This window comes from Shewanella sp. JNE2 (assembly GCF_023159115.1).
In the GTDB taxonomy this organism is placed as follows: Bacteria; Pseudomonadota; Gammaproteobacteria; order Enterobacterales; family Shewanellaceae; genus Shewanella; species Shewanella putrefaciens.
In genome coordinates this window covers 4,018,942-4,036,070 of record NZ_CP096169.1, presented here as the reverse complement: position 1 = coordinate 4,036,070, position 17,129 = coordinate 4,018,942, and the positions used below count along the sequence as shown (strand labels likewise).

Genomic DNA, 17,129 nt, shown 5'->3' with positions numbered 1-17,129 from the left:
TATTTTTAATGAGCGGCGCCGATCTCAGTGTGGTTTTTTTATGATTATGGTAAAATAAAATATTCACAGTATATGGCGATAAGTTTCACTTATTTACATTGTAAGGCAGTGATACCCTATTTTAGTATTCCTAAGGAATGTCGTTAACATGTCTGGTAAAAATTTAAAAGCACTGATTATAAGCGATGATGTTATTCGTAATGGAATTGGTGTTGAGTTTTATATTGATGATAAGCTTATAGTCGAAATTTTTCGTGATGATAACGAGCACACTAAGATGTTGAGTGTGTTTGAACAACCTGTATCGCTTGAACTTATTGAAGAATGTGTCACTTTATTTAAGGAGTTGGTGCCAATATATTAGCGGTTAATATAGCAGGTAGTCATTTGTGACAATAATAGTTTAATAATATTTTATAAATGACTATGGTTTTTAACTCTTAGATGTTGTCTTTCTCTTTGTTTTTAAAATACTATTCTATCCATACATCTCTCGATATTATCTAATCTTTCTTCACTTTATAATGTTTCATACTTTATCCGATCTTTTATGTGATTCAACATGAGAAACATATAGTCAGTTGGTGGTGAATATTAGTTTAATCTTAATCTCATTATTTGAATATTAAGTTTTTATAATAAAAAACCACCTATAAAAGGTGGTTTTCAGGGGTTGATCATTTCGTCGTGTTATTAACTTATGGTGTTACAAAGTTAAATGGTTGATGACAGTTGACACAATAGTTTTCAGATTTCTTGTGTATATGGTGGCATTTACTACAGTCAGTTTCGGTGTCAAAGTGGCGATTTTTATGGGGATTGGTGGGTTTCACGTCCGCCGTTTTTTCCGCTAACTTTTTAGTGTTGTGACATTGCACACATTTAAGCATTGGTACTGCTTGTCGCTCTTCTGCACCATGGCAACTTGCACATTTCACTCCTTTCGCGATATGAATTTGATCGAGTAAAACACTCTCTTTCTCTTTAGCTATTGCGCTGCCAGCAAAAATGCCCAAAACAAGAGCAAATATAATCGTTACGTTTTTCATTGTTTGATCCCATTATTCATTTACTGGATGCCAAAATATAAGGCATCCATTATTGATGACTTTGCGTTCTATAGTTTTGCTACATACTTGCCAGCTAAGTAACCAAAGGTATAGCAGCGACCCAAAGACAAACCGAATACGGTTAATGGGTAGTCAACACCACCATAGAAGCCGGCTCCGAGGTTGCCAACAATGAATAAACCAGGAATTTCTTTACCATCAGCATCAAGTACTTGATGGTTTTCGTTAACAAGAATTCCTGAGCACAAAGTGGAAATGCGCATACGGCGGTGAATACCGTAGAATGGCGGTTTGACGACTGGCACCATTTTGCTTGCAGGTTTACCGAAATCTTCATCCTTACCTTTTTTGCACAGTTCGTTATAGCGATTCACGTTGGCAACAAAGGTTTTTGGATCGCATTCCAGCTTCACGGCCAATTCTTCTAAGGTGTTAGCAGAATGGGTGTTGATCAAAGAGGGGAATACCCCTGTTTTTTCACCAGGAACGTCTGGCATGTAAATTTTAAGTTCTTCAGGAGAGTAGAGGCGACCAGGCCAATCCTTCGCTTGCGTCATATAGTCTGAATCAAATACCTGAGAGTAATGACCAGCGTTCTGCTCATCTTTCAGATAGTTATTCATTAGTGACATTTCAACTTTTTCATTAACGAATCGCTCACCTTTGCGGTTAACCGCTAAGAATGGCATGTCACACATGGAGGCTGGACCAGCATCGAAGTCATGCAACATTTTGGTGTGACCAACGGGTTCGATAACACCGCCCGCCCAATAGGCCATGGCAAAACCATCACCAGTACGATCCATTTGTTTACGTTCAAAATTTTTCAGTTCAGGAATAAAAAAGTCACACATAGCTTTGTTATTTTGATAGTCACCTGATGACAGAATAACGCCTTTCTTAGCCATGTATTTGTGATACTTACCATCACGAGTCTGAGCTATAACTCCAATGACTTTCCCTGATTCGTCTTGGATTAACTGTTGTGCTGGCGTATTAAAGAAGAATTTAACGCCTGCTTTTTCGGCTGTTTTGGCGAGTGCACGGATAGCATCACCCGTGGTATAGGGTTTAGGGCCACAGAAAGAAGTGACAAAGCTTAGACGATCGCCTTCATCAGCAATACCGCGAATACCGTGTTGTACTTTTGTTCCTTGGTCTACAACTTGGCCGCCACCTTGCTTCATTCGGTCCATCACCCAATTGACGGCTTCACCAGAGTTGTACGCCCATTGTCTTAACAGGCCAGGATGAGAACGGTGGGTGTTATCAGCCATTAAACGGCTAACTAAAGCTTCGATTGCAGATTTATCGCTGTTTTTGAGATCGATCCCTGATCCTGTGTTTCCTTGAGAAACTGGAATGGCTTGCTTTTGCAAACATGCTACAGTGGCGCCACTTTCTCTTGCTGAAAGTGCCGCGGGTACACCAGAAGCCCCTGCACCAACAACAACGACATCAAAGGTTTGTGTTGTTGCTATGTCTTTGTCTGCAATAGGTTTTGGTTTAGGTAGGAAGTTTAATGTTGCACCACCAATCTCACCATATTCAGTCCCCACTTGGAGTGGTGCAGCGCTAGCAGAACCAATACCAAGACCAGCAAAGGCTAAACTACCGCTTCCGACTGCTGCTCGAGTCAGAAAACTTCTTCGAGATATACCGTTTTGAAGGACGCTAGCAGTGTACTGATCAATTTCTTTCGATTCTTTACTCATTTAATACTCCTTTGGCCCTCATTGCTAAAGAGTTCCTCCCTAACAACGACACTGGATCTATTTATAACCACATATGTTTTCTTTCTTTAAAACCTAAAAGTGCTGTTGTGTGACAGTGATGAAATTCTCACTCGTTAACAACATACCTTTAAATGTATGACATATGACCATAAACCAAAAGTGTTATTCATTACATCTTTGCAGTGCTTCACAAAACGCTGGAGTTTTGAGCTGTGAATATAATTATTCTTTTTAAAACAATCTAATATAGGGTTTTCTATATTAAAGAATTGTATGTGATTTTTGCGAGATGACGCTTTCGATAAATTCAAAGACCTGAATAAAATGGATGCCATAAAATGCTTTTTGTTATTAATTTGTTTTGAAATAGGGTTTGAATTTCAACAGGTAACAGAGGGGTAAAGAGTGTTTATCGTGACAGTTTTATTCCCCATTGGGCGGTGTGTGTGTGGGGTAAGGGGTAACTTATATCTTGAGGAAAAATGCCATCTCGTGATTTTCGAGATGGCATTTTTGAGGTGATATTTTGGATCTTATTCAGGTGTTACACAGGTAAAGTTAGCGGCATCTTCAATATTACCTATGCCGTTATATTTTGCGAATTGGGGGTAGGGACATAAGACTCGAGTCCTGCTTTTCGACCAATCACTAGGCAATTCAGTATTTTCTGCACGCACTGCCGCGGTGATACTTTGCGGTTCTACGCCTTTTTCAACCCAATCGACCAATGCACGCACCATATTAAATTTATCGGTTGTTGGGCCTTTTCCGCAATGATTCATACCAGGGATTAGAAATAAGCGGGCGAAGGTCTGTGCGTGTCCAGCATTTGCATTTCCTAAGTCGTTATACCAGTTCACAGTATCATTTACTGAAAATACAGGATCTGATGTGCCATGGAAAATCATCATCTTAGCGCCACGATTTTTGAGTGTCGTCAGGTCTGTTGGGTGAGGTGGGGTCATAAAATCAACGCCAGATTCAGCGTAAATGGAATCGGTTGCATAAATTCTTTGTGCATCATCATCCATGCTAAATGACTGGATAAAATCCAAACTGGATTGTTCACTTTCACCATTAAAGGGGGTTGGCGGTGAGCTAAAAATAATTCCTACAGCACCAGAGTCTCTAGTTAGCGCCATAGAGTATTCCCAATTGGCCCAATCTTTAGCTCCTATCCCTGCATCATAGAGAAAATCAGCATAAATGGCTTCACCCGTTTTGCTATTGTGCGGGCCTGCCATTATATTGCCTAGAACCTGCTTTTGCTTGGCGGTTAAACAAGTGTTGTCCCTCAGATTTGAGCAGGTTGGAATATCCCTTTCGAGATCAAATGCTTTTTGACAAGCATAGGTATTTGCAATCATTCCATCATTGAGCCCATCGAGGGCATCACACTGTTCTAAGACTTTTTGAGAAACGAGTGAAAATTCTTCAGGCGTAATTGCCTTTTGCAGTGTGGCTAAAATATCTGCGCCATCAAACTCAACCAGTTTTGAATATTCTTGGATCCCGTACAATTGAGCAACGGCGGACTGGGGTAAATTAAAGCCTGGATTTCCAACAAGGAAGCCATCATACATATCGGCATAACGGCTTGCGGCAACCATAGTGTGTCTACCGCCGTTAGAACAACCTGCGAAGTATGATCTATCAGGTTGTTTACCATAGGCTTTTTCAATTAAGTTTTTCGCCATTGGTGTTAATTCGGCTACGGCATTATAGCCATAATCCTGCCTTGCTTGGGGATCTAGACCAAAATGTGGTGTAGGGGCGGGGTGGCCCATATCTGAACTTATTACGGCAAAACCTTCATTCAGTGCCGCTGAATCTGGGCCTCCAGAGAAGAGCAATCTACCCACCGCTTTGGCGACTGAACCATCGAGGCCACCATTGGCTTGATAATAGAATCGGCCATTCCAGTTAGTGGGTAAACGCATTTCAAAGCCAATCGCATAGCGAGTATCACCCGCGATACCCGTTCCTATCCTTTCATTCATATAGCCTTTGACTAAACAATGTTCTGGAGCGCGATAACTTTCAGTCGCGTTATATTCAACATTGCCAGCCTCAATCATTTTTGAGTCAGTGATGACGGTATTTTTGAAATGATATTGTGCCGCTATCTCATTGCATATATTCAGTGTTCCTGTTTTCGCAGGGGTTAATTGTGGTATGGAGATTTCGGCATTATCGTTATTTCCACACCCGCCAAATAAAAAACAAGAAATAGTTACGGCTGGAATCAGTAATAAATTCTTTTTTTCCATTTTTATCTCAATCCTTAAGTCAAAGTATTCACCGCAACTAATTATTGGGGAGGGGATATTTTGCGGTGTAAAAATCGGGTGTATCTAACTAGGCTGATACACCCGCATTAATTTTGGTGCAGGGGAGTTGAACTTGTGACTATTGACCTAAAACAAATTTGTAAGTGATATATAAACGCAGATCATCATAGTCTTCGCCTTGATCAACATCGATCATGGCATAGCGTGCTCTAAGACCTAGGCCTGATAATGCACCAGAAAATTTATAGGTAATTGAAAAGTTCGTTTCGTTAAAGTCTTTTGCCGTACCCGTTGGCACATCATATTGACCATAAAATGCATAGGCCTCTAATCCACTCATGCCCACTTTTTCAAAGTCATAGGCGACTTTTAAAGCATTCACTTCTTCATCGGCTCTTGCTGATTGGTTTACTTGCTGGATAACCACTTTTTCATCTCCCCAAGGGGTGAGTACTGTGTCATCGCCTGTTTTGGCATAGATATAGGTGATATCCGTTCCCGCAAATTTTGCCCCTAAATGGAAGCCATATTGATAGGTATCCAGTGAACCACCAGTTTTATCTCCTGTTGCTTCTTGCGTTAAATAGGAGGGTGTTAAATAAACGTTGGTTGCGCCTAACTGACTGGATAACTTCACTTTTGCATAGGTTTGATTGAAAACATCTTCCATGCGGTAGTGCCAGAGATCGACTTCAGTTTTAATGGTTTCAAAGGGAAGTTGATACTTGGCGCCAAGGGCATACACTGGATTATCCGCGACATCGGCGATAACACCAGCCCTTGCTAATTCGTTTTGTACCGCGTCTTTTACAGAAATAAAGCTATTATCGGACCAACCCATAGAGTCGGTGATATAGAGTGCAGAAAGTGTCAGATTATCAACACTTTTATTTTCTGCTGAAAAACCACGGAAAGTACGTGGAATAGCGCGAATATCATGGGGATTCATCATTGGAGTGCGCAGTTCTTGGGCACCTAATTTAAGTTTTGTATTCCACCATTCACCTTGAACAAAATATTCTTGTAAGCGGTTTACGTTGTCATGATCTCCTTTGGCATCACGTGCCACTAGGCCGTAGACATCATCAGAATCATTCGTCCAAACTGGATTTGCAGATGCGAAGCTAGTGCCAAAACTAATACCATTTACTTTAGCTGTATTGTAATAAAACAGGCCACCAAATGACGTATCGTGTTTGGTATTCGTCGTATTATCAAAGTCACGAGTAAAATCAAATAAACGAAATTCCCCTTTTAACGTACCTTGGCTAAACATTTGGTCAATGCTGGTATCCGCAATAGCAGGAACGGCTAAGGCTGATAGTACCAGCACAGATAAATAAGATTTGTTCATCATCATTTTCCTTATTTTATTAAGTTAGCCCAGAGCTGAAATGTCTAGGCTAGGTAAAAGATCATTTTTAATATCTTTAGGTGAAATGTATGACGTATAACCTTTATCCACAACGAGGTAAGAATGAATATGAGAAACAAGTTACGAAATTCGTACAGATGTTACGTAGATCAACAAAAGTGTTTGTTTTTTAATCACTAATATAGGAGATACGCGGATACTTTTTCTGCGTGAATGAGTCCGTTTATGGTAAGATGGGCGCATTAAGCATATTCGGGATAATCAAGTGCATATCTTCAAGCCAATTAAGCAGATAAAAGCATCGAGTGAAGTTGGACAACAACTCAAAAATGCTATTTTAGGCGGTGATTATAAAGCGGGTGATAAACTGCCTTCCGAGCGTGAATTGATCGAACTATTTCAAGTTAGCCGTACCGTAATAAGGGAGGCAATTAAAAGCCTCGAAGCGGGAGGTTTGGTAGAGATTCGTCAAGGTGCTACGGGCGGTGCGTTTGTTAAGCACTTAACTTTCGAGCGCTTAAGTGATGCTTGCCACGATTTGTTTATGATGGGGAAACTCTCATTACCCGAACTATGCCAAGCGCGTATGCTGATTGAGCCGCAAGTGGCTAGAATGGCTGCTAAAAATTGCACGCCAGAGCAAGCTAAAGCTTTGCAAGAAGCGAATAGTCATGAAAGTGACTCATTGGCTTATCCCGAAACTGTCATATTGCGATCTCAAGTACATTATTTGCTCGCTGAAATGTCAGGAAATCGCTTTTTAGAAGCGATCGTAAAATCCTTGTTGGTTTTATTAAGTAATCAAACGACTAAGTTTCAGCCACCGACTGATGAAATTCATCCTTTAGGTTTGCATGATGTCATTGTCGAAGCGGTTATCGCAAAAGATGGGGCGAAAGCTGAGGCCGAAATGTTTGCACACCTTGAGGATTTTAATCAGCGCCTAATAAAAATTGAGCGTAAATATATGGATAAACGCGCTTAAGGCAAAGAGCCGCAACCCCAAAGTTCAACCGCGGCTGTTTGTTTGTTGGGTACGCCAATCCAATGACTCATGGCTTGGCATTGCACTTTTCCTGAGATTTGAGTGAAGCAAAGCTCAAAATCCCCTGCTTCGGGCGTGCGACCTAAGCGCAACACAGGCAAAATGGGCAGCTTGGGCTGATAATGCCAGCTGCCATTTTTAAGATAGGCATCATCTGGGATTTCCATTCCTGCACCCGTACCTTTCACTCTTGCTTCGACCAACACTAATCCTTGTGGCGTGACGTTATAGTCTTCCTCCCAGCGAATTTTTTCTATGCTGTGGTTCCATGCCAAGGTGAAGTTGTCTGTGGGCTCTTGGGCCCACAGCGTGCCAGCTAGGCCAAAACATAGGCCTAGCATTTCTTTTTCCTCTTTGTGTCTTTAATTTTTAATGATCCCAAAGGCTTATCCTTGCTCCATAAGGCGTTTTAGTTTTCTGGCGCGCCAACTGTGTTGCAGGATAAACAAGAGTGCGAGACCAAAGCCAATTTCATCACTCAGTGGGGTAGCAAGAATTAAACTTGCACCGGCTAGGAAGCCGATAAGACGTTCCCACCAATAGAGTTTTTGTAACAGGAAACCCGTAAATATCACGCCCCAAATACCAATCGCTACCGTTGCTTTAAGCACGACAAATCCCGTGGCTAACCAGCTATCGCTTTGTAACATTAAGGCGGGGTCGTATACCGCCATAAAAGGGATCACAAAGCCTGCAATCGCGATACGAATTGCCCATAGGCTAATTTTAAGCCCCGATTCCTTAGCAATGGGAGCCGCTGCAAAGCAAGCTAACGCTACTGGAGGGGTTAGATCTGCCATAATGCCAAAATAGAATACAAACATATGGGACACAATCAGCGGCACGCCTAAATCCAGTAGGGCAGGCGCGGCAATTGAGCTGGTGATAATGTAGTTTGGGATAGTCGGAATACCCATGCCCAAAACAAGGCAAGTGAGCATAGTTAACACAAGTGATAGGAAGAGGTTATCTTGCCCTACGGCCAATATATAGCTGGCAAAAGTAGAAGCTATACCTGTGAGTGACACTATGCCGATAATGACACCTACGAGGGCACAGGCGATACCCACAGGCACCGCATGACGAGCACCCTCTACCAATGCATGCAAGCAGATAACGAGGGTTTCTTTGCCGCCTTTAATAAACCAACATACCGCAACTAATAGGGCGATAACCGCAAATACAACGGCAATGCCGAGTTGGAAAAAACCAGCGCAAAGTACACCTAAGGCTATCCAAAATGCAAAACGCATCGCCTTTGATGGCAACCTTAATACGATTGCTGAACCTAAAATCACGATTGAGGTAAGTGCTAAACCCACCATGCCTGAGAATAGCGGTGTTCTGCCTGAAAATAGCAAGTAAATTAAAATAAACAACGGGATAAGCAGATACCAACGCGCTTTTATTGCCGCCCAAGGATCGGGACACTGATCTTTAGGTAAGCCTGAAAGATTGGCGCGTTTGGCTTCTAAGTGCACCATCCAGAATACGGAGCAGAAATACAGTAATGCAGGAACCAGTGCGGCTTTAGCAATTTCAATAAAGGGCACGTTAATGGTTTCAGCCATAATAAACGCGACGGCGCCCATGATGGGCGGCATAATTTGGCTGCCCATACTGGAGGTTGCTTCAACGCCACCGGCAAATGCGGGACGATAGCCAAAGCGTTTCATTAGGGGGATCGTAAATTGTCCGGTAGTCACCACATTCGCAACGCCTGAGCCCGTAATAGTGCCCATCATGGCGGATGACACCACAGCAACTTTTGCTGGGCCACCCAGTTTGTGGCCAAATAATCCCATAGCAAAATCGGTAAATAATCGGATCATTCCCGCCTGTTCTAAAAAAGCTCCAAACAGAATAAACAGGAAAATATACGTTGCAGATACATAGGTTGGTGTACCGTATAACCCTTCAGTCCCAAAGGCTAATTGATTGATTATTTGGTCAACTCCATAACCACGGTGCATTAATTCACCTGGAAGATATTGGCCAAATAAACCGTAAGCCAAAAAAATGCAACAAATGATCGGGAGTGCCCAACCCATTACCCGTCTAGCAGCTTCAAATACTAAGACAATCAGAATAATACCTATCACCATATCCGCATCAGTGAGTTCGCCTGAGCGTTGGATCAAATCAGCTTCAAAAACCCATTGATAGGCCGCAGTTGCCATGCCAGCAATGCCGAGTAACCAAGCTAAGGGCTGCCATGGCCGAGATTTCCCCACAGCGGGATAACTTAAAAAAACCACAAGTAGCAAAAAGCCGACATGGGTTGCCCGCAATACTTGGGTGGATACAGGATGAAACGCAGCAGTAATAATCTGAAAAATGGAGAAAATGAGGGCTGTATAAAACAGCGCCTTGGGCCAGTCGCCAGTATTGGCACCCAAACCTTGTTGTGGATCGCTCATATTATGCCTCACAGCATTAGACTACAGAGGGTGGTGCAGCATTGGGGATATTAATGTCGTTAATATCCCCAATGTGTATTAGTAAATAGGTCGCACAAAATATTTAGAGCGCGCCCACTTCTTTGTAATAACGCTCAGCACCAGGATGTAGTGGAATGGGGAGATTTTTCGTTGCATTTTCGAGGTTAATGGTTTTGGCTGCGGAGTGTGCATTGCCGAGACGTTCAAGATTCGTGAACATAATTTTAGTCATTTGATAGGCTAAATCATCTGAGACGCCATTATGGGTAACCAGTAAATTTTCTATCGCAACGGTAGACACATCCGTCGTTTGACCTTCGTAGGTTGAGGCGGGGATGACACCATGTTGATAGGCAGGATTATTTATGTTGAGTACGACATCCTCAGGAATTTCGACAAAGTTGATAGGCATAGTAGCGGCGAGATCGCGGATTGCCGCCATACCTAAACCTGATGATTGTAGCGTTGCATCTAATTGACGATTTTTGATCAATTCAACGGATTCTGCATAGGGTAAAAATTCTACTTTCCCCATATCTGCGTAACTTAATCCAGCAGCCTTAAAAATGGCTCTGGCATTGAGTTCTGTCCCCGATTTAGGGGCGCCAACGGAGATACGTTTACCCTTTAAATCGGCTAAGGTTTTAATACCCGATTCTTTATTGGCAACAATTTGGATGTAATTAGGATAAGCCGCGGCAATGACTCTAATTTTATCTAAAGGTTTATTAAAGCCTGCATCAATATCACCTTGGTAGGCGGCTGACACTGAGTCACCTAATGCAAAAGCTAATTCACCACGACCCGATTGCAGTAGATTAAGATTTTCTACAGAGGCTTTTGTTGCCTGAACAGAGGTTTTAGCACCTTCGATCCCACTACCATAGAGTTGAGACAAGGCCACACCAATAGGATAGTAAACACCACTGGTTCCACCTGTGAGTATGTTGATAAATGCAGGGGCTGCGGCCATAGTGGCAGCGCTGAGAGAGAGTGTGATTGCGGCACCGATGGCGACAAAATGTTTGTTGATTTTCATATTGAAATATCCTTGTTTTTTATTGTGTTATATAGGTTCTTTCGAGTAGGGAATAGCATAATCAGCTTAATATAACCGCATAAAACCTAAAAAAGGTCAATTAGGCTATAGTCGATAGCGGAGTTGTTACATGATAAAACGGAGGTTTGATTACTGTTTGGTTTGAGGCAATAAAAAGGGCTAACCTAAGTTAACCCTATTTGTGTTATTTGAGGATGACTCCCTTAATAACAGGACACTATTTAGTGTTATCTAAGAAACCTTTTGAAGCATTCTTAGCGTGTTTTGCTGCTCTTTTTTCTTTTGCAGACATTAACGGCTGCTTCTTGGACTCTTTGCGATTTTTTTGCTCTTTACTCATAGCTAACTCCATGTACTTTTGTGGTTGTTCATCAGGCTAATCATGTAAGCCATACGCATTGAACCTATTCCATGATGTCCTGATTAAAGCGAAACGTTAAATCTCGAATTACAACATTTTTAAATCACAATCATTTAAAATCATTGATAATTTATTTGAATTTGTTTGCCTCTTTGAGCTGTACTCGCAAAATAATCTTATCACTGAAATCCGCAGTAGGATCCACTCCATGCTTAGAATAATTAGCGCTAATGGTAGTGTTAACTTGTCTATAAAATATGCGATCGGTGGCACTGTATTGCACAATAACCAAACTAACGGGAGGACTTCCCTAATATGCCACCGAGTATCCCGCGTAAAATTTGTTTTCCTAATTGGTTGCCAACGGTACGCGCCGTCTGTTTAGAAAGGGTCTGTGCTAAACCTTGTCGGCGTTTATTGCCAAAAATAAGCTCGCTAAACCAACCTTGTTCATCGGCCTGATGATGGGGTGTGGCTTCTATTATCGGTGCGCTAGTGGCCGCGGCGTTTTCTGTTCGTCTTTGGTGGAGTAATTCATAGGCCGATTCGCGGTTGACTAACGTATCGTATTTACCGCCAATTGGACTCTGCGCGCGGATTTGTTTTAGTTCTTCAGTCGTTGCTGGCCCCATGCGACAGCGGGGCGGAGCAATTAAGGCGCGCTCTACCATAGTGGGTACGCCCTTATCGGCAAGCATTGAGACTAAGGCTTCACCCACTGCGAGTTGAGATATCACCTCGCTGACAACCAGTTTAGGGTTGGGGACAAAAGTTTCAGCGGCGGTTTTGACCGCCTTTTGATCCCTTGGCGTATAGGCCCGCAGCGCATGTTGGATACGATTACCTAATTGACCGAGGATTTCATTGGGGACATCATCAGGGAATTGTGAGCAGAAATAAACGCCAACACCTTTTGAGCGAATAAGGCGCATGATCTGCTCAATACGCTTTAATAAACTGGGCGGGCAACCCTCGAAGAGGAGATGTGCCTCATCAATAAAAAACACCAATTTAGGTTTATCAAGATCGCCAACCTCTGGCAGGTTTTCAAATAGCTCGGAGAGTAACCATAATAGAAAACTTGAATATAAACGTGGCGTTAAAATCAGTCTATTCGCAGCGAGTAAATTAATGATGCCGCGCCCTTGTAAATTAGTACGCATTAAATCTTCAAGCTGTAAGGCTGGTTCACCGAAAAAGTCTTTGCCACCATCACGTTCTAACCCTAAAACGGCACGTTGAATCGCCGCGAGGGATTGGGCACTGATCAGACCATATTTAACCGAGATTTCTTTGCGCTCATCAGCGACCAGTGTCAGCATAGCACGCAGATCATCTAAATCGAGCAGCAGTAATCCTTGATCGTCAGCCAGTTGGAAGACGATATCCAAAATACCGCTTTGGGTGTCATTCAGTTCTAAAATTCGGCTGAGTAAGGTCGGGCCCATTTCACTGACAGTGGTGCGTAAAGGATGCCCTTGAACACCGGCTAAATCCCAAAATACTACGGGGTTGGCCTCATTTTGATAATCCTCAATGCCAATGCTAGCCGCCCTTTGTAACAGTTTTTCACTGGGTGTCCCCATGATCGCTAGGCCAGAAATATCCCCTTTAACATCTGTGATAAACACTGGCACGCCTTGGCGCGAAAACCCTTCGGCGATACTCATTAATGATACTGTCTTTCCCGTACCCGTAGCGCCCGCAATGAGTCCGTGACGATTAGCGTATTTAAGATGTAAGTGAACCTGTTGCTCACCTTTGCCAAGGAGTAGAGTATTCAAGATGATTCCTTATCTTAACTGAAGGGCAGATACTGGCGTTGTTGCACTGCTCTTATCTAACCCACTGCTGTGTCATTATATGTTTGTATGAAAATTCACCATTGAGTGTTGGCCTTAGCGGTATTTATGTCAACATGAGGGATTAAGTTAAAGGTCAGTGAGAGGACGAATCGCTTAAGTTACGTGGCAAATTGTGATAAAACCAATCACGTAAAAATGGTTAAAACAGGATAGCAGCGAAATAAGGATTAGCATCGAGAAGTTTAACGGTGAAATCGGTATTGATGCTATAAGCGGTTTAAGCAAAGAGTTAAGGAATGCGAAGCGTTGGCGTGACACAGAAAGAAGCTTCAATTCGTACCGAACAGACATGCAAGGATAATTGAGTGGCCTTTAACGATACCTTTAGATTGAGCAGCCACGCGGTTATTACCAATGCGCTGGGACAAGTGCTGTTGCTTAAGGCCAATTACGGTAATTTTGCTTGGGGTTTACCCGGCGGCGCACTCGAACCAGGCGAAACGATTCACGAGGCCTTGGTGCGTGAATGCCAAGAGGAATTAGGCTTAAGTGTGCGGGTGAACTATTTGAGCGGTGTGTATTATCACAGCGCTTATCAGTCCCAAGCCTTTATTTTTCGATGCGAATTACTGTTGCCTGAAGTGGCAAAAGATGGGGTAGAAGACGAGCTATTGCCGATCCAATTAAGTCACGAACACTCAGCGTTCGCCTTCCACGATATCGACACCCTTAGCACGGTTCAGCAGCAAAGAATTAAAGATTGCCTCAATTTCAACGGGGTTGTGGTGAGTGCCAAGTTCTAATGCTTTGCCAGTAAACCGCCGGCTGTTAATCGGCTTGGGTTTGCGCGAGTAAGGTTTCTAAGCAGTGTTCCTTGATACCGTAATAGGCTTTAATGTCTGCTATTTGCGCGAGTATTGCGGCGCTGTCTTTCGGGTTATGCTGCGACTTTTTAACGGCCAAAATCATTTTATTTTTATTGGTATGTTCTAGGCTGATAAATTCAAACACCTTAGTCGCATAACCATTGGCTTCCAAAAATAGCGCACGTAATGAATCTGTCACCATTTCAGCCTGTTGGCCCATGTGCACCCCATATTGCAGCATAGGTTTAAACAATTCTGGGCTGTGCATCTGCGGGCGAATTTGTTTATGGCAGCAAGGTGAACACATGATGATGTCGGCATTGGCGCGAATACCATAATGAATCGCATAGTCAGTAGCGATATCGCAGGCGTGCAGCGCGATCATCACATCGGTTTGCTTAGGCGCATGGGTTCTCACATCACCACAGACAAACGACAGGCCTTGATGATCGAGCGTTGCCGCCGTTTCATTACATAAATCGGCTAAGGCTTGACGTAATTCTACTCCAGTCACCTGCGCATCATTGTGGAGGCTATGGCGCAAATAATCATGAATGGCGAAAGTCAGATAACCTTTGCCTGAACCAAAATCGACCACATTGATAGGTTGGTTATTCTTGTGGGGGGAGGCTTCGAGTGCTTGGCTAAAAACCTCAATAAACTTATTGATTTGTTTCCATTTACGCGACATCGCAGGGATCACATTATGCTGGCTGTCAGTTACACCTAGCTTAGTGAGAAAGGGTCGTTCAATATCCACAAAACGCTTTTTCTCACGGTCATGTTCTAACGGCGCCGCGACGGTTTGTTTAACATTATGTGTACTGATTTGGACTTTGCCTTTTTTGCTGATCTCAAGCTGAACTTCTGCCTGCACCGTGGCTAAGTGGGCGCTCTTAAAATCGCTACCGAGTAGCTGTTTTATGCTGGCTAAGCCTTCGTCATAACTCAGATTTTTAGTGATGTGATTCGTCTGATGCTGATACACAAACGACAGCATAGGTTCATTCTGCAAACTAATCGGCCGAATCGTGATGCGCTGCAGGCTTTTATCTGCCCCTCGGTACTTACTCAACAATAGTTTGATCAGACTATTCTTCGCTAAGCTGTCAGCTAAAAGCTGGTAAAAATCATCAAAAGAATTAAGCGCTGAATGGGACATTATTGTTTCCGAAAAAGTAACCAAGAAAAACAGGGGGAGTATTCTAACCGCGATCCGCCGCTACCTAAAGTTATTCTCGTCAAGAAGGAGGGTTCAGTTTCGATGCATTACTATCTATTTCAGGTAGTCGTGTTAAGCACTGCTACTCCTGTTACAGTCCCAACTCTTGTTTGAATTATTTAATCAAAGTCAAAGTCGTGGGGCTTCACCCCCTGATGTTTTAATTAAAATTCGACCAAGGAGCACTGCTCGTCCTATCCTCCTTCCTATTTATAAACAATCAGCCATGACGCCCCTAATGAAGTTGAAAGCCTCTTGCCCTGCGGCAACTCCGCGAGGGGATGGCGTATTCCTTTGATTTTTGAGTTGTCTGTTTGTCATTAAAAGCATTAAAAAAATTGTGAGTGTCCTGTTTCACCCTTCAATAAATTTTCATAAGCACGAAATTCACCGATTTTCATTCGCGCTTGCCCCGCAAAATTTAACAATGGGTTTCTTGATAAACTAAGTATTGAACGTGATGCGATAGCGGTGATAACTTACCGCCATATATTAAATAATTATGCCCTTAAGGCTCAAGCTCAAGCGTATTTCTGTTTGGGTTTAACGAGAAGTTAGGGTAAAACGCTGTTAGCCCTCTTGGAGGAACATGAGCACTCCCCTAGTTTACATTGATCAGAATATTATCGGGCTGCAGCAAGGCTTAATTGAGCTATCTAAGAGAGATGACATTATTTGGGTTTACTCAAAAGAGCATTTCGCAGAAATGAGACGTTCCGATCATCCAGAAAAATATTTAGACGTACTTAATGATATTGGCGCTAAATTCTTGGATCTTATTCTGGATGAAAACTGGAAAATTACAGGTGAAGCAAAGTTGTTCGAGCTGGGAACTCCACACCAGTATTACGAAAACTATATTGAGGCAATGGGAGACGTTCATTTTGACGAATCAGTTTTTGACCCATTCCAAGTATGGGTTAACGGTGGCGGAGATGAAGGTCCACTTAGAGATTTATCTGCTAATGTTGCAAAGCAAATTCACCAACTAATGGCTGGATTGCCCTTCGATACTAGCGAAATTACTGAAAAGGCAGAATCTATAAAACCCAAATTCGACTCAATCATTGATGAAATGATTTCGATTGGGAATGATATTCAAAAAACAAGATCAGCTTTTGGTGATGAGAAAGGTACTATTGGTTCCATTTCAGGCAAAAACAAATAGAGAAAATCTGGGAACTAATATCTCCCGCAATGGGTGAAGCAAATATTAGCTGCGATCAATTTTTTGGTTTTGATTCTATCGATAAGCAAGGTTATGAATCGTGGCCGATGTACCTTGGAATAGTTGGATGTAACGCTGTGCTGGATATATTGGGATTTCAAGCTGAAAAGAAATGTAGGAAAATTAGCAAAATTCACAATGTTAAGAGCGATGCTGGTCACATAGGGATGGGAGCATATTGCTCAGCGATTCTATCTGAGGATAAGCGTTTAATTAGACGAGCAAAAGCTATATATGAATATAAAAATATAGGTACGGCGACAATATTAGTCGAACGAATAACTAACAAGTCACAGCAGCCGAATGCTGACGTGTCGGAGGATTGAATTTTTATCGATTGACTAATGGACGTTGCTCCCAATTTTAATTCACTTTAGTTCGAAAAAAGACTGACGACTGCAAAGACCGGACAGGCATCTTTTTCACTGTAGCTACAGTGTCGGTTATTTTTTGAATCCAAGCTTCAATAGATATGTCTGTTGAGATTGCCGCCTCTGTTTTGGTATCGCAATGCGCCATAATTTAGTTATCAAAGCGGGAATAAAGTTAAGGGTGTGCCACGTTTCGCCTTCGTTCTTTGCTGGCTAGCAGAGATACGCAAAGGTTAATAGGATTAAGCACTGTCATGT

Annotated in this window: 15 protein-coding genes; 5 read left to right on the top strand and 10 right to left on the bottom strand. The window is 42.5% G+C overall.

Features of this window, described 5'->3' with window-relative positions:
- Window positions 1-148 precede the first annotated feature (148 nt).
- Window positions 149-364, top strand: a complete 216-nt coding sequence (locus MZ182_RS17985) for a hypothetical protein (RefSeq protein WP_115016978.1) — start codon at window positions 149-151, stop codon at window positions 362-364.
- A gap of 334 nt (window positions 365-698) precedes the next feature.
- Here the strand turns inward: MZ182_RS17985 and MZ182_RS17980 are convergent, their stop codons facing one another.
- The 4 genes from MZ182_RS17980 to MZ182_RS17965 all read right to left on the bottom strand — a co-directional run bounded on the left by MZ182_RS17980 (window position 699) and on the right by MZ182_RS17965 (window position 6,454).
- Window positions 699-1,049 carry a cytochrome c3 family protein gene (locus MZ182_RS17980; RefSeq protein WP_248067577.1) on the bottom strand — a complete coding sequence of 117 codons (351 nt, stop codon included), beginning with the start codon at window positions 1,047-1,049 and terminating at the stop codon, window positions 699-701.
- A gap of 68 nt (window positions 1,050-1,117) precedes the next feature.
- Entirely contained in the window at window positions 1,118-2,785 is a 1,668-nt protein-coding gene (locus tag MZ182_RS17975) for an FAD-binding protein (RefSeq protein ID WP_248067579.1), read from the bottom strand.
- A 554-nt stretch (window positions 2,786-3,339) separates the two neighbouring features.
- On the bottom strand, window positions 3,340-5,076 hold the full coding sequence (locus MZ182_RS17970) for a DUF6351 family protein (RefSeq protein WP_248067582.1): 1,737 nt from the start codon (window positions 5,074-5,076) through the stop codon (window positions 3,340-3,342).
- Between the two features lie 139 nt (window positions 5,077-5,215).
- Window positions 5,216-6,454 carry an OprD family outer membrane porin gene (locus tag MZ182_RS17965; RefSeq protein WP_011787941.1) on the bottom strand — a complete coding sequence of 413 codons (1,239 nt, stop codon included), beginning with the start codon at window positions 6,452-6,454 and terminating at the stop codon, window positions 5,216-5,218.
- Window positions 6,455-6,737: 283 nt separating this feature from the next.
- Between MZ182_RS17965 and MZ182_RS17960 the strand changes: the two genes are divergently transcribed.
- Window positions 6,738-7,457, top strand: coding sequence for a FadR/GntR family transcriptional regulator (locus MZ182_RS17960; RefSeq protein WP_011920025.1), 720 nt, complete (start codon window positions 6,738-6,740; stop codon window positions 7,455-7,457).
- Here MZ182_RS17960 and MZ182_RS17955 read toward each other — a convergent pair.
- The 5 genes from MZ182_RS17955 to MZ182_RS17940 form a co-directional block, all read right to left on the bottom strand.
- Complete coding sequence (locus MZ182_RS17955) at window positions 7,454-7,858, bottom strand: DUF1850 domain-containing protein (protein WP_248067585.1); 405 nt, start codon at window positions 7,856-7,858, stop codon at window positions 7,454-7,456. The genes MZ182_RS17960 and MZ182_RS17955 overlap by 4 nt on opposite strands.
- Window positions 7,859-7,903: 45 nt before the next feature.
- A complete protein-coding gene (locus MZ182_RS17950; RefSeq protein ID WP_025008145.1) occupies window positions 7,904-9,937 on the bottom strand; it encodes a TRAP transporter permease in 2,034 nt (677 codons plus the stop codon).
- A gap of 103 nt (window positions 9,938-10,040) precedes the next feature.
- Window positions 10,041-10,997: a TAXI family TRAP transporter solute-binding subunit gene (locus tag MZ182_RS17945; RefSeq protein ID WP_248067588.1), complete on the bottom strand. Its 957-nt coding sequence runs from the start codon at window positions 10,995-10,997 to the stop codon at window positions 10,041-10,043.
- A 238-nt stretch (window positions 10,998-11,235) separates the two neighbouring features.
- On the bottom strand, window positions 11,236-11,358 hold the full coding sequence (locus MZ182_RS21325; RefSeq protein WP_011787946.1) for a hypothetical protein: 123 nt from the start codon (window positions 11,356-11,358) through the stop codon (window positions 11,236-11,238).
- Window positions 11,359-11,672: 314 nt separating this feature from the next.
- On the bottom strand, window positions 11,673-13,163 hold the full coding sequence (locus tag MZ182_RS17940; protein WP_248067591.1) for a helicase HerA-like domain-containing protein: 1,491 nt from the start codon (window positions 13,161-13,163) through the stop codon (window positions 11,673-11,675).
- A 386-nt stretch (window positions 13,164-13,549) separates the two neighbouring features.
- On the opposite strand from MZ182_RS17940, the gene MZ182_RS17935 reads away from it, so the two are divergent.
- A complete protein-coding gene (locus tag MZ182_RS17935; RefSeq protein ID WP_011787948.1) occupies window positions 13,550-13,987 on the top strand; it encodes an NUDIX hydrolase in 438 nt (145 codons plus the stop codon).
- Window positions 13,988-14,012: 25 nt separating this feature from the next.
- Here the strand turns inward: MZ182_RS17935 and MZ182_RS17930 are convergent, their stop codons facing one another.
- The gene (locus MZ182_RS17930; protein WP_248067594.1) at window positions 14,013-15,212 is read right to left on the bottom strand and encodes a class I SAM-dependent methyltransferase; all 1,200 of its coding nucleotides are present in this window, start codon (window positions 15,210-15,212) and stop codon (window positions 14,013-14,015) included.
- A 649-nt stretch (window positions 15,213-15,861) separates the two neighbouring features.
- On the opposite strand from MZ182_RS17930, the gene MZ182_RS17925 reads away from it, so the two are divergent.
- Together MZ182_RS17925 and MZ182_RS17920 are read left to right on the top strand one after the other, a co-directional pair.
- Window positions 15,862-16,440 carry a hypothetical protein gene (locus tag MZ182_RS17925; RefSeq protein WP_248067597.1) on the top strand — a complete coding sequence of 193 codons (579 nt, stop codon included), beginning with the start codon at window positions 15,862-15,864 and terminating at the stop codon, window positions 16,438-16,440.
- Window positions 16,441-16,469: 29 nt separating this feature from the next.
- Window positions 16,470-16,826 (top strand): hypothetical protein, encoded by a 357-nt coding sequence (locus MZ182_RS17920; protein ID WP_248067600.1) that lies wholly within the window; start codon window positions 16,470-16,472, stop codon window positions 16,824-16,826.
- Window positions 16,827-17,129 lie beyond the last annotated feature (303 nt).

What these genes read in the sequence shown, in the direction of transcription:
- MZ182_RS17970 (WP_248067582.1), bottom strand. Translation starts at nt 5,076, where the DNA reads ATGGAAAAAAAGAATTTATTACTGATTCCAGCCGTAACTATTTCTTGT.
- MZ182_RS17980 (WP_248067577.1), bottom strand. Translation starts at nt 1,049, where the DNA reads ATGAAAAACGTAACGATTATATTTGCTCTTGTTTTGGGCATTTTTGCT.
- MZ182_RS17950 (WP_025008145.1), bottom strand. Translation starts at nt 9,937, where the DNA reads ATGAGCGATCCACAACAAGGTTTGGGTGCCAATACTGGCGACTGGCCC.
- MZ182_RS17930 (WP_248067594.1), bottom strand. Translation starts at nt 15,212, where the DNA reads ATGTCCCATTCAGCGCTTAATTCTTTTGATGATTTTTACCAGCTTTTA.
- MZ182_RS17920 (WP_248067600.1), top strand. Translation starts at nt 16,470, where the DNA reads ATGGGTGAAGCAAATATTAGCTGCGATCAATTTTTTGGTTTTGATTCT.
- MZ182_RS17985 (WP_115016978.1), top strand. Translation starts at nt 149, where the DNA reads ATGTCTGGTAAAAATTTAAAAGCACTGATTATAAGCGATGATGTTATT.
- MZ182_RS17975 (WP_248067579.1), bottom strand. Translation starts at nt 2,785, where the DNA reads ATGAGTAAAGAATCGAAAGAAATTGATCAGTACACTGCTAGCGTCCTT.
- MZ182_RS17965 (WP_011787941.1), bottom strand. Translation starts at nt 6,454, where the DNA reads ATGATGAACAAATCTTATTTATCTGTGCTGGTACTATCAGCCTTAGCC.
- MZ182_RS21325 (WP_011787946.1), bottom strand. Translation starts at nt 11,358, where the DNA reads ATGAGTAAAGAGCAAAAAAATCGCAAAGAGTCCAAGAAGCAGCCGTTA.
- MZ182_RS17955 (WP_248067585.1), bottom strand. Translation starts at nt 7,858, where the DNA reads ATGCTAGGCCTATGTTTTGGCCTAGCTGGCACGCTGTGGGCCCAAGAG.
- MZ182_RS17925 (WP_248067597.1), top strand. Translation starts at nt 15,862, where the DNA reads ATGAGCACTCCCCTAGTTTACATTGATCAGAATATTATCGGGCTGCAG.
- MZ182_RS17945 (WP_248067588.1), bottom strand. Translation starts at nt 10,997, where the DNA reads ATGAAAATCAACAAACATTTTGTCGCCATCGGTGCCGCAATCACACTC.